Origin of the sequence: Blautia sp. HCN-20427, from assembly GCF_037890365.1 — a bacterium.
Taxonomy (GTDB): Bacteria; Bacillota; Clostridia; order Lachnospirales; family Lachnospiraceae; genus Blautia.
This window is the reverse complement of the sequence record NZ_JBBKBX010000017.1, coordinates 74,613-87,991: the sequence shown is the minus strand read 5'-3', so window position 1 is coordinate 87,991 and position 13,379 is coordinate 74,613. Positions and strand designations below refer to the sequence as shown.

Below are 13,379 nucleotides of genomic sequence, written 5' to 3'. Positions count from 1 at the left end.
GAAAATAACTGGTGTTAGATGTTAAAGAATATGGTAATATAGAAGAAATATACAAAGTGGAAGTTGTAAAGGAGACCAACTATGGGCGAAAATTATTTGGATATGGCTACTGTTATAGTGATATTTTTTGCTCTCGGCATCTTATTATCAAGACTGGGAGGCATTGGAGGAATTGTTGTAAGAATTAAAAGAATGGTTTGCAAGCTAATTGGACATAGAGACTGAGAGAAGCGATATAAACTGAAAGTTGCGGAGGTGTGCAAATGAAAAGGGAATTAGGAATTGCCAGATGTGGGCTTGCGTGTTGCTTATGCACAGAAAATGCTGATTGTAATGGATGTGGCTCAAATGGTTGCCCAGATAATGATGTTTGCGAGAATAAAAAATGTTCAATTGAAAAAGAATTGACACATTGTTATAAGTGTGAAGAAAATTGCAAGAAAGGATTATTGGGCAAAATCAAACCATACACATTTACTTTATTTGCTAAAAAATATGGAGAAGAAAAGCTTTTGGACTGTTTAGAGAGAAATGAGAAAAATGGAGTTGTGTATCATCGAGATGGCATCAACGGAGATTATGATGATTTTGATGATGTAGAGCAGCTAATGAATTTTATCTTAACAGGAGTGAGATAACTTCCAGTTTATAGCAGACAGTTTGTTTGATGATGAGACTGTCTGCTTTTCTCTTTTTAATCATAATTGATAGGAGTGGTATAGAATGGTTTATATCCATTGTGAAAAGACAGTTTAGAGTGGTGCAGATTGATTGTAAGAGTAGTGGGAGTTCCATTGATTTGATTATGCTCTGTTTCAATTTCCGCTATCACTTCATCAATATTGCAGTATTGATATACAATAACTTGTAGTTCGGTATCACGATTAGCCCCATTGCTGAATGACATACTGTTAAATACAAGATAATCGGGCAAGCTAATGTAATAGAGAATACCTGCAAGCAAGATTAGAATAATAGTGGAAAATAATAATTTCTTTTTCATTTTGACATACCTCTGTTACTATATAGTGAATTACTACATAAAGATTTATTGAATATACTTTTATGTAGAGGTGAGGTAATGAAGTATGGACATTTGGAACTTCACATAGAGGAACTGCTGAAAGAAAAAGGGATTAGTAAGAATACCATTTGTAAAGAATTGGATATACCGAGGTCTAATTTCAATCGCTATTGCAGAAATGAATTTCAGAGATTAGACGCACAACTAATCTGTAAACTGTGCAGTTACTTGGATTGTGGAATAGAAGAATTGATAGAGTATGTGAAAGAATAAGAGCCTGTCGGATTGGAGAAAGTTCGTGCAGGCTTTTGTTGTGTCAAGAAATAGGGAAAATGTAGTGAGGTCAAGGAACAAGGCGAAGCCGATACAACCTAGGGCAGTCCTTGACGGAACGGACAAAGTCAACAGAACCATGATACAGCAGAGGACTTGAAAGGCCAGAAACCTTGCAAGTCTTCTTGTCTATTATTGGGCGTTATGTTTAAGTAGTATCAGAACGGAGAAAGCGGTGCAGACAGAAGCGTATGCGTTCCGTTCCGTCCATTGCAGGGCATTGAGAAAATCACAGACAGGGTGGTGCCGCTTTTGGTGTTATAAATTAGTTTATTTGAGTTTCAGATAATTTTAACTGCTTATGAAGAGAAAGAGCCATCAACAGACTGATGAGAAAAGAAAGGACATCAGCGATTGGCTGTGCGTATAAAATTCCATTTAATCCCCATATGGAGGGAAGAATGAGAATAACAGGGATAAAGCAGATCCCTTGTCTGCATGCCCCAAGTAAGAAACCTTCTTTTCCTTTTCCTAATGCCAGGAAAAGAGAGGAATATACTGTGTAATATCCAAAGAGCATAAAAGTAATACCGTTGATTCGTAAGGAACTGGTTCCGATGTGAATCATTTCTATATTTCCGGTTGTAAACCGTGAGACGATTGGTGTTGGAAAGAGGAAAAATGCGAAGCCTACAACAATACAAAAAATGGTTGACCAAAGAATGGAGGTTTTGATTGCCTGACGCAGTCGATGGTGTTTCTTTGCACCATAACTATATCCTGCAATAGGCTGGAATCCTTTTATAAAGCCGAATACAGTCAGACTTCCCATAGAAACGAGTCTGGTGACGACACCCATTCCGGCGATGGCAGCATCTCCATAAGCACCGGCAGCGTTGTTAATCAGAGAAATGGAAAGACTGGTTAATAGTTGAAATACAAGCGTAGGAACTCCGATTTTGAATATTTCTGAAAAAATCTCTTTGCAAAAGGAACAGTCTTTTAAGCGGAAACGAAAAATACTTTTTTTGCTGAAAAGGTAGTACAGGTAAACGAGAGTAGATATAATCTGTGAAATTGCGGTTGCAATGGCTGCACCTGAAACACCCAAATTAAAGGTATAGATAAAAATCGGATCTAAAGCAATGTTCAAGACTGCTCCAATCAGCAGGGCGAACATTGTAGTCTTAGCAGCTCCTTCGCTTGTGACAATGTTGTTCATGGTAACGTTAAATACATTGAAAATACAAGAAATAATGTAAATTTCTGCATAGGTCATTGCGTAAGGAAGAATGCTTTTGGTTGCACCGAGAAGAATTAAAATCGGCTCTAGAAATACAACGCAGAAAAGAATGAGAACTGTCCCTACGGACAAACTGCAATAAAGAGAAGTGCTTGCAACTTTATTTGCTTGTTCGTCTTTCCCTTGTCCCAGTAGTCTTGAAATGTAGGATGCTGCCCCGTTTCCAAATAGTAATCCTAAACCGACAACAACTTGTCCAAGAGGGTAAACGATAGAAATTGCCCCCATTGGGCTTTCACCTAATCCGCTTACAAAGTACGCATCTACAAGATTATACAAAGCGTTAATCAGCATTCCAATCATGGTTGGGATTCCCATAGCCAAGAATGCTTTTGGAATAGGTGCATTTCCGAGTAATTCCATTTTTTGCTTTTGATTGTTCATAACGTGTAACTCCTTTCACTTGACATATAATATAAAATATACTACTATAAAATATAGTAATTGAAATGCAAAAGTTATACTACTATAATTTACAGTAGTTGTCAAGATGGAAGGAGGAAAAACAAATGGCGACCATTGACTTAATTGTGTTAGGAATGTTAAAAAAAGAGGAATTAAGTGCATATGACATTCAGAAACTGGTGGAATATCGGAACATCTCAAAATGGGTAAAGATTAGCACACCTTCTATTTACAAAAAAGTGATTCAGTTAGAACAGAAAGGGTTCATTTCCAGCCGAATGGAAAAGGAGGGAAATATGCCGGAAAAAGCAGTGTATTCGTTAACGGAAAGTGGAAAGGCGGAGTTTAAAAAACTGATGCATGAGCTTTCTAAAAAGCCGATTCATATGTTTTTAGATTTCAATGCAGTCATTGTGAATTTAGAGAGTATGACCAAAGAAGAGCAACGGGACTGTTTAGATGAAATAGAAATGAATACAGATATTCTCTTAAACTATTTAGAAGATAATCTGAAATTGAAAGAAAAAGCGGAAGATGTTCCAGCAACAGGTATGGCGGTCCTTCATCAGCAGCTTACGTTAGCAAAAGCAATTAAGGCATGGATTGCTGATTTGAAAAAGTCGTTGCTTTAGTGGTAAGTCGTGTGTTTTTGAATACAAATTTTATTTCATTGACAAGAATTTTTTATTCTGTTAGGTTATGAATATGTAAGATCTTACAGACGAAAAATCATAAAAGCAGGTGTAAGAATGTATCATGGGAGATTTAAAAATACACATTATCAAACTGGTTTTGACTGGGGAGAAATGTTAAGAAAACATGGAAATTTTATTCATGAGAAACATACGTTTCAGATTACAGAAGAACGAAAAAAGTTTGCAATGCAGTGTCTGCCAGTTTATGAGAAATATTATCCCAAAGTTCGTAAAGCCGGTTTCAATGCAGGGTTATTGGTTCGGTATCTTTTGGAAAAGTGTAGAACAACGGAAGAAGCGGTACTGATTAAAGTAATCAGCGCTGTTTCTTTATGCGCAAAACGTACCAAATGATCACCAGTTTTCTACCAAGTCTTTACCGATTTCTTTTATAAAATCTGCATCGCAAATTTGCAAGAAAAATACAAATATTTTAAAATATTTGTAACGAAACTATCTTTTTTTCGACTAACCTATGAAAAGAAGGAGGTGAGCAGTTCTGGACTACGAAAAATTATATCATTCATACTATATGCAAGTGTATTCGTATGTTATGACAATCATAAGAAATCCGTCTTGTGCAGAAGAAATAACTCAAAATACATTTTTTAAGGCGATGACGGCGAAAAAACAATTTAAAGGTAATTCTAGTGAACTTACATGGTTATGTGGAATTGCAAAACATCTTGCGATTGATGAATGTCGAAAAAACACAAAGTTATCGGAATTAGATGAAGCGGTTTCAACATCAACTGTTGATATAGAGAAAGCAACAGAGGATAAGGATACTGCTCTTCAAATTCATTTGATTCTTCACGAACTGCAAGAACCCTATAAAGAAGTATTTCAGTTGAGAGTTTTTGGAGAATTATCATTTTCACAAATAGGAATGATTTTTCAAAAAACTGAAAACTGGGCAAGAGTTACTTATCATAGGGCAAGATTGAAAATTCAGGAAAGGATGGTAGAAAATGGGTAAAGATAAATTTAATGAATGTGATGTTGTGCAAGATTTACTTCCGCTTTATTATGACAATGCCTGTACTTCGGCTAGTAAAAAAATGGTGGAACAGCATTTAATGACTTGCGAGAAATGTAAAAAAACATATGAAGCATTGAGAAATACTACGATTGATACAGTTATGAAAGATGAAGCAGAGGGTATATTAGAGAGGCATGCAAAAAAAGAAAGAAATATGGCATACAAGGCAGGAATTATGATAGCTCTAATACTCATGGTTCCAGTTGTGATTACGTTTATTGTATCAATGAGTAGTGGTGGTGGCTTAGGAGTGTTTGCGGTATTAACGGCTTCTATGTTGTTGGTAGCATCATTGTCAGTTGTACCACTCCTTTCTACACAAAGAAGAATGACAAAAAGTATATTAGCCAGCGTAATAGCGTTACTTCTTATATTCTTTTTTGTAGACCGAATGAATGGAGGGGGAGAATTTGTTTTGTGGACGATACCAACGATTTTTGGATTGTCCATTGTATTTTTTCCATTGGTAATTAGGAATATCACATTGCCACCAATTTTGTCTGATAAAAAGGCGTTGATTACATTGACATGGGATACCTTGTGGCTTTTTCTTACGATTTTTGAAGTGTGCAATCATTCGGGAGATATAGAAGGAATGAGAACTGGTTATACAGTTTCACTTATTCTTATGACAGGAGTATGGCTTATATTCTTGGTAGCAAGGTATCTTCCGGTAAATGTATGGATAAAAGCGGGAATAATTTTAATCATAAGTTGTATTTGGATGGCATTTACAAATGATGTGTATGCATATTTTGCGGAACATAAAAAGCAATTAACAATTCTTTCAACTAATTTTTCTGATTGGTCAACTAATATTTGCGTTAATGCAAATGTCTATACTCTAATTTTAATTTTTGGAGGTATAGTAGGCGGTGGCTTATTAGTATATGGAATTATCAATATGAAGAGAAAACGGTTAAAGTGATGTGAAGTAGTGAGGTCAAGGAACAAGGCGTAGCCAACAGCACCATGATACAGCAGAGGACTTGAAAGGTCAGTATTATAAACCTTACCTTTCTCGCTCTGCTCTAAGCTGTTTGGGAGCATAGTTTTTTTCCCATTCCCTAAGAAGATGAAAATAATCTGTTAGCACCTTGTAACAATGATTTTCTTCTTTTTGATATTTCTGTTCCGGTGTCGGATTACGAATACGAGGGCGGACACGGGGCTTTTGTCGGCTGTCATAGTTAAGACCAAAATCTTCAGCAAGATTAACAGCATCTCCGGTCACTCCGCAGCCAAAACAGTAATAGCGTTCATCCAGCTTCATACTGGGGGAATTATCCGAGTGAAACGGACAGCACGCCATGCCTGTGCGACCGACTTTCAAGCCATGGGCTTCTGCGGCTTGTCGGGCAGTAACATTTCCTTTTACAACTTCAAATACATTCATGTGACTCCTTTCCTGAAACGAAAAAAGCACCTGTCATTTTCAAAGTGAAAACAGTAAGTGCCTTAGAGTTCCATATTCAATTTTGGGAGCAAAAAAGCAGGAGATCTTTTCAGATTTCCTGCTCAGTAAAGCTGTGGAGATTTAATTTCCTTATTTTAAAACATAATTACGATGCCTGTTTGACAAGAACGATTATCATAGAACGATTGTATTTGTCCCCACTCATAATGATATTCGACACCTGTCATACTCTTTTTACTGGGAGTGCCTAAGCATTTCCTTAAAAATCTATTATTTTCTTCTCGCAACTTTTCTAAAACCGTATCATTCATTGTTTCATATTTCATAGAATATTTTTTGTCTGCTCGAACCAATTCAATCTTTTTCACTTTTCCATGTCTTCCATAGATTGTAACATGGAACTTCTTATAAAGCCATCTTAATGGTTTCTTAGAAATCAATATTGTATAAGAATAATCTGTTTGAACAATCTTAAAATCAATTTCTTTAAACAAAGAAATACTTCCTTTGGAAGGAATTTTATATTCCCCTATTTTTAACATATCTTCCTTTAACTCATCCTTTACTTCGAGAATCTCCATGCTTACTATAAAAACAGTATAGCCTTCACACATCACAACGGTAACTATTTTTGCCCATAGCACATCTGGAACAAACATATTCCAAGCTATAAAAGGGAGCAAAGCTGATACTGCCGCAATGAACAGCAGAAGCACTCTCCAGATATATTTTTTCTTTCTTTTTCCTTCATGGGTTAAATTTTCATCATATGCAAGATGCCCCGGACCTGAAAAGTTTAGTAAATATTCCTTAAAAAACGACACCAGAGCCGCTCCCCAGGAAGATTTCTTCTGTTCCTTCATACTACACAATCTCCTCTGCTATATGGTTGTTTCTCATTCTATGGTTGTTTCTCATTCTATGGTTTTTCTCATAACCGCATTATACCTCATCGATCCAAAGAATGGAAGAAATTTTCTTGCTTGTGTCTCTGACAAACCACTCATTCATAATATTCAGAAATGGTGCGAACTCACTGCTTTCTTGACGGTCACTGTCAATACCATTATTGATTGCTATAAATCGAACTTCCTTTTCTCTAAAGAGAATATCAGTGACAAAACCTACTTGCAAATACAAGCAGTGATATCCCTCTTTTTTTCAAAATAACTGGTGTTAGATGTTAAAGAATATGATAATATAAAAGAAATATACAAATAAGAATTTAGAAATGAGGTGTTTTTATGGAATATATTAGAGTAACCAACGAAAATATAGACAAAGAGCATATATGCTGTGCGATTTCAAATAACAATGATATCCAAGTATCATCAAAAAAGGCTTGGCTACAAGAACGATTTGATGAAGGATTAGTTTTCCTAAAGAGCGAAGAACGAGGAAAGTGTTTTGTTGAGTATATTCCTGCAGAAAACGCTTGGAACCCTATTGTTGCAGATGGTTATATGTATATTAACTGTCTTTGGGTGGCTGGTTCATTCAAGGGGCATGGATACTCAACAGACTTATTAAATGCGTGCATTGAAGATAGTAAAATAAAAGGAAAAAAAGGGTTATGTATTCTATCTTCCAAAAAGAAAAAAACATTTTTAGCTGACCCCAAATTCTTAAAACACAAAGGTTTTGATGTTTGTGATGAAGCCGATAATGGTATTCAGTTATGGTTTTTAACATTTGATAAAAATACTTCGTTACCTAAATTCAAAGTGTGTGCAAAGCACCCTCGCATTGATGAAATGGGATATGTTTTGTACTATACCAGCCAATGCCCATTTAATGCGAAATATGTTCCTATTGTAGAAGAAATAGCAAAAGAAAAGGGCGTACAGTTTAAAGCTATTCATTTGCAAAGTAAAGAGCAAGCCCAGAACGCACCGACACCGATTACAACTTATGCCCTGTTTTATAACGGGGAATATTTAACAAATGAACAGATGAATGATAAAAGATTTTTAAAGTTGTTGGCAAAATAAATTGGAAAATCAGAATTTTCCAGTTTGTGCCAGACAGTTTTTGATGTGACTGTCTGCTTTTTCCTTTTCATTATAATTGATAGCAGTGGTATAAAATGGTTTATACTTATCATTCTGTATCACCAACTACTGAAAGAAAAAGGAATTAGCAAGATCAGAGATTACAGCAGAGCATAGAGAAAGCGATATACAAAATGGTAAAGAAATCTAAGATAAATGAAATCAAAATGGAAGTGCAGGGGAGAATCATTCCCGTACAGGTGATTCGCTCTGACAGAAAGAGTATTGGTCTGGAAATTCGACAGGATACGTCTGTGATTGCGAGAGTTCCATACCGACTTTCCGACAAAGGATTAGAAACCTTTTTAGAAAAGCATACGGAGTGGATTCTTCGTAAACGGAAGTTAGCAGGGAAAAGGCAGGATTACAGAAGGTTTACGAATGCACCGCCATTTTCACGGCTTACGGCAAAGGAGCGGGAACAGATAAAGGAGAAAATAGCCGCACGGGTAAAATATTATTGTGAGGTTATGGGAGTTACGGTTGGCAGAATCACAATCCGGAATCAGAAAACACGGTGGGGAAGCTGTAGTTCTAAGGGAAATGTAAACTTTAATTATCAGTTATACTATCTTCCGGAAAAACTTTTGGACTATGTGGTGGTACATGAACTGGCGCACCGCCGGCACATGAACCATTCCTCTTTGTTTTGGACAGAAGTAGGACGGTATTTCCCTGATTTTCAGGAGTGCAGGAAACAGTTGGGGGAATATGGACTTGCCCAAAATGAAGTGAGATAAGAATAAAAAGGCAGAGGGGCGTCTCTGCCAGAAACCACCTTATGGAAGAGGGGGTTCATAGCAGAGCGGATGACCGGACAGACCTGTTTCAGGGAGTTGTATGTCCGAATTTGCCGGGACTGCATACCACTTTTTTTCGATGATTCAGAAAAGAGAGAAAGCAAAAGCGGCTGTCCAACCATTTGCCCATAATGCCAACCATTTTGCCCATGGTGAAGGCGGCCAGAATGGTACCGGCGCCAAGCCCTGAGAGATGTCCAAGAAAAAGCCCGGTCATGCCGGCTGTTGCAGCCAGACAGATGACGTCAAAGGAGATTTTGATTTTGGAATAGGCAATTTTGGTAATCTGCGCAAGTTCCCGGGGAAAAAGGTCTGTGGGGATAATAGGCAGTCCACAGCGGTTGGAAAGGGCGATTCCAAAGCTGATGAGCAGATAGCTGACTACGAAGTAAAGGATACGACACAGCAAAGTAATCGGAAGCATATTGACCCAAAGTTCGTGCGCATCCAGCATTTCTCCGAAGACAAAGCCGACCACAAAGCTGAAAAGATATTCAGGGATAAATCTTTTCTGTAAAAGCATGAGACTCAACACTAAAAATCCCTGAAAAAGGTAAGTCCATGTGCCCAGAGACAGGTGTGGCAGTACCTGGGAAAAAGCGAAGGGTACGCTGGAAATAGCAGAGATTCCCGCACCGGAATGGAGCATAAGGACAACACCCAGGCTATTTATTATTCTCTGCGGGCCTTTCGTTTTCAGATGATGAATGGTTTTGTTTCTTCATTTTCTTTCCTCCTAATGATACAAACATTCTTACAATGACAGAAGATTTTCGTCCTTTCCAGTGTACATAGTGAAAAGAAAAATAGCAAATGAATAATTTGTATAAAAATATAGATTTTATCTATGGAAACGTGGTATACTGGGGGAAAAAGGAGGGAATTGTTTTGAATTTGTCATATTTGCGCTATTTTGTTACGCTGGCACATGTCCGTCATTATACCAGGGCAGCGGAGCAGCTTTGTATTACCCAGCCCAGTCTCAGCCATGCCATTGTGCAGATGGAAAAGGAACTGGGGATTCCTCTCTTTGAAAAAAACGGGAGAAACACTACGCTGACACGCTATGGAGAGGAGTTTCTGACTTGTGCCGAACATACATTGTCCACGCTGGATACGGGTATGGAATCTCTGCGGCGAAGCGCCAGAGGAGCCGGGCTGATTCGTCTGGGAATTCTGCGTATGCTGGGAATAGAATATATTCCCCGTCTGGCAGCAGAGTTTCTTCAGGAAAACCCCCACAGGGATATTCAGTTTGCCTTTCATACAGGGGATACCCAGCATTTGCTGGATGAATTGGAGGCGGGAAAACATGATTTGGCATTTTGTTCCAGACCTGCGCCCAGGCGGGGACTTACTGCCGTGCCGGTGCAGAAACAGAAGCTGGTGCTCATTACACCGAAAAATCACAGCCTGGCCTGCCGGGACAGGATTGATTTATCGGAAACTGTTTCCTATCCTCAGATTTTCTTTGCGAAAAGTTCGGGTATCCGGGGCGTGGTGGAGCAGATGTATGAACAGATTGGAGCAAAGCCGGAAATTTCTTATGAAACAGAAGAGGACGAGGTGATTGCCGGGCTGGTTGCCCATGGCTTTGGAATTGCCATTGTACCTTATATGGATTTCTTATTGAAACTGAATGTAAAGATTCTGCCCATCTCTTATCCGGACTGCCAGAGGGAACTGTTTCTGGTACATGATGACAGGGTGTTTCTGCCTCCTGTAGCAAATGACTTCCGGGAATTTGTACTGAGCCGGTGCAGAGAGAACAGCAAGGAGGCATGAGCATGCTCTGGGATTTATATAGCAAATCAGGAGAAGACAGGGGAAAAATCAAAAAAGCGGCTCTGTGTGCGTTTCCGTATACCATACCTATTTTTGCGGGTTTTTGCTTTTGGGGAATGACCTATGGCATTTATATGAATGTCTCCGGGTTCAGTTTCTGGTATCCCATGCTGATGAGTCTGACGATTTTTGCAGGCTCTATGGAATTTGTCACGGTTCGTTTGCTGTTGGGGGGCGTTTCATCCTTTGCAGGCCTTTGTCATGACTTTGATGGTCAATGCCCGTCACCTTTTTTACGGTATGTCTATGCTGGATAAATTCCGCGGGACAGGATTTAAGAAGCTGTATCTGATTTTCGGTATGTGTGATGAGACATTTTCTGTGAATTATACAGCGCAGATTCCATCGGGGATAGATAAGGGCTGGTTTATGTTTTTTGTGACGTTGTTTAATTATTTTTACTGGTTTTCCGGGGCAACCCTTGGAGGAATTTTCGGCTCTCTTATCCGCTTTCCTACAGAGGGGCTGGATTTCGTTATGACGGCTATGTTTACATTGATTTTTCTGGAGCAGTGGATGAAGGAGAAAAATCATACCAGTGCCTTTGTGGGATTAGGGATTTCCCTGTTGTGCCTGGTGCTTTTTGGGGCAGATAACTTCATGCTTCCGTCTATGGCGGGAATTCTGCTTCTGCTGACGCTTTTGAAAAGACCATTGGAAAAGGGAGGTGTGGAAAAATGACTCTGACACAACAGATAATTACCATTGCTGCAGTGGTTTTCGGTACCATGCTCACCCGATTTCTGCCCTTCCTGTTGTTTCCGGCAGGACGACCTACGCCAAAGTATATTCAGTACCTGGGGAAGGTGCTGCCCTCCGCGGTTTTTGGCATGCTGGTGATTTACTGTCTGAAGGATGTTTCTCTTATCAGCGGCAGTCATGGAATACCGGAATTACTGGCAGTGCTGGCAGTGACGGTGCTGCATTTATGGAAGCGGCAAATGCTTTTGTCCATTGCCGGAGGCACAATTTTTTATATGGTTCTTTTACAGATTTTGTAAGGAAAGAAAGTTTGATAAAATAAATCTGTTGAGAATGACAATAGAGGAGGACAGAGTTTTGAAACGGATTTTGGTACTGGAGGATGACCTGGCTTTAAACGCAGGTCTTTGTTTTGAACTGGACGGCGCAGGGTATTGCAGCGTAGGGGCATATAATTGCGGGAAAGACTGCGGAATGAATAAAAGAAACAGGTGACTTTAACACTTCTTAGTGCTATAATGAATTTCAGAAATACAGACAGAGGAGAAGAACTTTATGCTTGCAGTAATGAAATTCGGTGGAAGTTCTGTAGCAGATTTGGGAAAAATCAGAAATGTAGCAGAACGATGCATTAAGAAATGGAAAGATGGAAATCAGGTGATTGTGGTGCTTTCGGCTATGGGAAAGACCACAGACGGGCTTATCAGCCAGGCGCAGCAGATTACGGATATGCCGTCCAGAAGGGAGATGGATATGCTGTTGTCTACAGGAGAACAGGTATCGGTATCCCTTATGGCCATGACCATGCTTCAGATGGGAGTACCTGCCATTTCTTTAAATGCATGGCAGGTGGCGATGCACACGACTTCTGCTTATCAGAATGCAAAACTGAAGAGAATTGATACAGAACGTATCCGCAAGGAACTGGATTCCAACAAAATTGTAGTGGTTACCGGTTTTCAGGGAATTAATAAATACGAAGATGTGACTACTTTGGGAAGAGGCGGCTCCGATACAACGGCAGTGGCTCTTGCAGCGGCCATGAATGCAGACGTCTGTGAGATATATACCGATGTAGACGGCGTATACAGCGCAGACCCCCGTATTGTCCCAAATGCCAGAAAAATGGAAGAGGTTACTTACGAGGAAATGCTGGAATTTGCTTCTCTTGGAGCAAAGGTATTACATAACCGCTGCGTGGAGATGGCGAGAAGATATAATGTAAAGCTGGTGGTGAAATCCAGTATGAGCGAAGCAGAAGGAACAGTGGTAAAGGAGAGCACAAAAATGGAAAAAATGCTGATAAGCGGTGTGGCAACCGATAAGAATATTGCGAAAATTACAGTGGCAGGAATGAAAGATGACCCGGAAAGCACATTCCGCCTTTTGAACCTGCTGGCCAAACACGGAATGAACATTGACGTTATGATTCAGTCTCTGGAAAAGGACGGAACCAAAACACTGACCTTTACCATTGCCAGACCGGATATGCTCATGGCAGCAGAACTTTTAAAACAGCACAGCGATGTGCTTGGAACTGTAAACATCAGTTGTGAGGAGGATGTTGCAAAAGTTTCCGTAGTCGGTGCAGGTGTCAGCTCAAATCCCGGTGTGGCAGCAAAAATGTTCGAGGCGCTTTCTGATGCAGGGATTAACACGGATATGATTACAACCTCGGAAATCCGTATCACCGCAGTCATTGCAGAAAATGAAGCGGAAGCAGCTATGCGGGCAGTGCATGACCGGTTTGCGGCTGAATGGGAATAAAGAACGTGTGAAATAAGGAACTGTCTTATGAAGCAGGCAGCAGAGATACCTAAAA

General features: G+C 39.4%; 18 protein-coding genes and 2 pseudogenes. 14 read left to right on the top strand and 6 right to left on the bottom strand.

Features of this window, described 5'->3' with window-relative positions:
- The first annotated feature begins 81 nt into the window (after positions 1-81).
- Complete coding sequence (locus WKT17_RS11375) at positions 82-225, top strand: hypothetical protein (RefSeq protein WP_291681935.1); 144 nt, start codon at positions 82-84, stop codon at positions 223-225.
- A 38-nt stretch (positions 226-263) separates the two neighbouring features.
- The gene (locus WKT17_RS11370) at positions 264-638 is read left to right on the top strand and encodes a DUF3795 domain-containing protein (protein ID WP_291681933.1); all 375 of its coding nucleotides are present in this window, start codon (positions 264-266) and stop codon (positions 636-638) included.
- Between the two features lie 56 nt (positions 639-694).
- On the opposite strand, the gene WKT17_RS11365 is transcribed toward WKT17_RS11370, so the two are convergent.
- Complete coding sequence (locus WKT17_RS11365) at positions 695-1,003, bottom strand: hypothetical protein (RefSeq protein ID WP_226853444.1); 309 nt, start codon at positions 1,001-1,003, stop codon at positions 695-697.
- Positions 1,004-1,081: 78 nt separating this feature from the next.
- Here WKT17_RS11365 and WKT17_RS11360 point away from each other — a divergent pair, with 78 nt between their 5' ends.
- Positions 1,082-1,297, top strand: coding sequence for a helix-turn-helix domain-containing protein (locus WKT17_RS11360; RefSeq protein ID WP_004611575.1), 216 nt, complete (start codon positions 1,082-1,084; stop codon positions 1,295-1,297).
- A gap of 325 nt (positions 1,298-1,622) precedes the next feature.
- On the opposite strand, the gene WKT17_RS11355 is transcribed toward WKT17_RS11360, so the two are convergent.
- On the bottom strand, positions 1,623-2,984 hold the full coding sequence (locus WKT17_RS11355) for an MATE family efflux transporter (protein WP_291683744.1): 1,362 nt from the start codon (positions 2,982-2,984) through the stop codon (positions 1,623-1,625).
- Positions 2,985-3,109: 125 nt separating this feature from the next.
- Between WKT17_RS11355 and WKT17_RS11350 the strand changes: the two genes are divergently transcribed.
- The 4 genes from WKT17_RS11350 (at position 3,110) to WKT17_RS11335 (ending at position 5,670) form a co-directional block, all read left to right on the top strand.
- Complete coding sequence (locus tag WKT17_RS11350; RefSeq protein WP_173750116.1) at positions 3,110-3,637, top strand: PadR family transcriptional regulator; 528 nt, start codon at positions 3,110-3,112, stop codon at positions 3,635-3,637.
- A gap of 117 nt (positions 3,638-3,754) precedes the next feature.
- Complete coding sequence (locus tag WKT17_RS11345) at positions 3,755-4,054, top strand: carcinine hydrolase/isopenicillin-N N-acyltransferase family protein (RefSeq protein WP_226853446.1); 300 nt, start codon at positions 3,755-3,757, stop codon at positions 4,052-4,054.
- 199 nt (positions 4,055-4,253) lie between these two features.
- Positions 4,254-4,679: an RNA polymerase sigma factor gene (locus tag WKT17_RS11340; RefSeq protein WP_244092066.1), complete on the top strand. Its 426-nt coding sequence runs from the start codon at positions 4,254-4,256 to the stop codon at positions 4,677-4,679.
- Positions 4,672-5,670, top strand: a complete 999-nt coding sequence (locus WKT17_RS11335; protein ID WP_173750118.1) for a zf-HC2 domain-containing protein — start codon at positions 4,672-4,674, stop codon at positions 5,668-5,670. Before WKT17_RS11340 ends, WKT17_RS11335 begins: the two co-directional genes overlap by 8 nt.
- Before the next feature lie 84 nt (positions 5,671-5,754).
- On the opposite strand, the gene WKT17_RS11330 is transcribed toward WKT17_RS11335, so the two are convergent.
- From WKT17_RS11330 to WKT17_RS11320, 3 genes and pseudogenes are all read right to left on the bottom strand, one after another.
- Entirely contained in the window at positions 5,755-6,138 is a 384-nt protein-coding gene (locus WKT17_RS11330; RefSeq protein ID WP_226853448.1) for a CHC2 zinc finger domain-containing protein, read from the bottom strand.
- A 155-nt stretch (positions 6,139-6,293) separates the two neighbouring features.
- The gene (locus tag WKT17_RS11325; protein ID WP_173750119.1) at positions 6,294-7,022 is read right to left on the bottom strand and encodes a hypothetical protein; all 729 of its coding nucleotides are present in this window, start codon (positions 7,020-7,022) and stop codon (positions 6,294-6,296) included.
- A gap of 97 nt (positions 7,023-7,119) precedes the next feature.
- Positions 7,120-7,296: pseudogene (locus WKT17_RS11320) on the bottom strand (recombinase family protein); the annotation flags it as partial.
- A 107-nt stretch (positions 7,297-7,403) separates the two neighbouring features.
- On the opposite strand from WKT17_RS11320, the gene WKT17_RS11315 reads away from it, so the two are divergent.
- Complete coding sequence (locus WKT17_RS11315; RefSeq protein ID WP_291683739.1) at positions 7,404-8,150, top strand: N-acetyltransferase; 747 nt, start codon at positions 7,404-7,406, stop codon at positions 8,148-8,150.
- Between the two features lie 194 nt (positions 8,151-8,344).
- Positions 8,345-8,950 carry a M48 family metallopeptidase gene (locus WKT17_RS11310; RefSeq protein ID WP_291683740.1) on the top strand — a complete coding sequence of 202 codons (606 nt, stop codon included), beginning with the start codon at positions 8,345-8,347 and terminating at the stop codon, positions 8,948-8,950.
- 88 nt (positions 8,951-9,038) lie between these two features.
- On the opposite strand, the gene WKT17_RS11305 is transcribed toward WKT17_RS11310, so the two are convergent.
- Entirely contained in the window at positions 9,039-9,719 is a 681-nt protein-coding gene (locus WKT17_RS11305; protein ID WP_291683742.1) for a DUF6198 family protein, read from the bottom strand.
- Between the two features lie 179 nt (positions 9,720-9,898).
- Here WKT17_RS11305 and WKT17_RS11300 point away from each other — a divergent pair, with 179 nt between their 5' ends.
- The 5 genes and pseudogenes from WKT17_RS11300 to WKT17_RS11280 all read left to right on the top strand — a co-directional run bounded on the left by WKT17_RS11300 (position 9,899) and on the right by WKT17_RS11280 (position 13,324).
- Positions 9,899-10,795, top strand: coding sequence for a LysR family transcriptional regulator (locus tag WKT17_RS11300; RefSeq protein WP_291683741.1), 897 nt, complete (start codon positions 9,899-9,901; stop codon positions 10,793-10,795).
- Between the two features lie 2 nt (positions 10,796-10,797).
- A pseudogene (locus WKT17_RS11295) lies at positions 10,798-11,536 on the top strand (AzlC family ABC transporter permease).
- Complete coding sequence (locus tag WKT17_RS11290) at positions 11,533-11,856, top strand: branched-chain amino acid transporter permease (RefSeq protein ID WP_294542669.1); 324 nt, start codon at positions 11,533-11,535, stop codon at positions 11,854-11,856. The pseudogene WKT17_RS11295 and the gene WKT17_RS11290 overlap by 4 nt, the downstream one beginning before the upstream one ends.
- A 58-nt stretch (positions 11,857-11,914) precedes the next feature.
- The gene (locus WKT17_RS11285; RefSeq protein WP_291683580.1) at positions 11,915-12,052 is read left to right on the top strand and encodes a hypothetical protein; all 138 of its coding nucleotides are present in this window, start codon (positions 11,915-11,917) and stop codon (positions 12,050-12,052) included.
- A 60-nt stretch (positions 12,053-12,112) separates the two neighbouring features.
- The gene (locus WKT17_RS11280; protein WP_173750126.1) at positions 12,113-13,324 is read left to right on the top strand and encodes an aspartate kinase; all 1,212 of its coding nucleotides are present in this window, start codon (positions 12,113-12,115) and stop codon (positions 13,322-13,324) included.
- Positions 13,325-13,379: the final 55 nt, after the last annotated feature.

Excerpts from the sequence above, each read along its gene's own strand:
- WKT17_RS11375 (WP_291681935.1), top strand. The coding sequence starts at position 82 with ATGGGCGAAAATTATTTGGATATGGCTACTGTTATAGTGATATTTTTT.
- WKT17_RS11370 (WP_291681933.1), top strand. The coding sequence starts at position 264 with ATGAAAAGGGAATTAGGAATTGCCAGATGTGGGCTTGCGTGTTGCTTA.
- WKT17_RS11365 (WP_226853444.1), bottom strand. The coding sequence starts at position 1,003 with ATGAAAAAGAAATTATTATTTTCCACTATTATTCTAATCTTGCTTGCA.
- WKT17_RS11360 (WP_004611575.1), top strand. The coding sequence starts at position 1,082 with ATGAAGTATGGACATTTGGAACTTCACATAGAGGAACTGCTGAAAGAA.
- WKT17_RS11355 (WP_291683744.1), bottom strand. The coding sequence starts at position 2,984 with ATGAACAATCAAAAGCAAAAAATGGAATTACTCGGAAATGCACCTATT.
- WKT17_RS11350 (WP_173750116.1), top strand. The coding sequence starts at position 3,110 with ATGGCGACCATTGACTTAATTGTGTTAGGAATGTTAAAAAAAGAGGAA.
- WKT17_RS11345 (WP_226853446.1), top strand. The coding sequence starts at position 3,755 with ATGTATCATGGGAGATTTAAAAATACACATTATCAAACTGGTTTTGAC.
- WKT17_RS11340 (WP_244092066.1), top strand. The coding sequence starts at position 4,254 with ATGACAATCATAAGAAATCCGTCTTGTGCAGAAGAAATAACTCAAAAT.
- WKT17_RS11335 (WP_173750118.1), top strand. The coding sequence starts at position 4,672 with ATGGGTAAAGATAAATTTAATGAATGTGATGTTGTGCAAGATTTACTT.
- WKT17_RS11330 (WP_226853448.1), bottom strand. The coding sequence starts at position 6,138 with ATGAATGTATTTGAAGTTGTAAAAGGAAATGTTACTGCCCGACAAGCC.
- WKT17_RS11325 (WP_173750119.1), bottom strand. The coding sequence starts at position 7,022 with ATGAAGGAACAGAAGAAATCTTCCTGGGGAGCGGCTCTGGTGTCGTTT.
- WKT17_RS11315 (WP_291683739.1), top strand. The coding sequence starts at position 7,404 with ATGGAATATATTAGAGTAACCAACGAAAATATAGACAAAGAGCATATA.
- WKT17_RS11310 (WP_291683740.1), top strand. The coding sequence starts at position 8,345 with ATGGTAAAGAAATCTAAGATAAATGAAATCAAAATGGAAGTGCAGGGG.
- WKT17_RS11290 (WP_294542669.1), top strand. The coding sequence starts at position 11,533 with ATGACTCTGACACAACAGATAATTACCATTGCTGCAGTGGTTTTCGGT.
- WKT17_RS11280 (WP_173750126.1), top strand. The coding sequence starts at position 12,113 with ATGCTTGCAGTAATGAAATTCGGTGGAAGTTCTGTAGCAGATTTGGGA.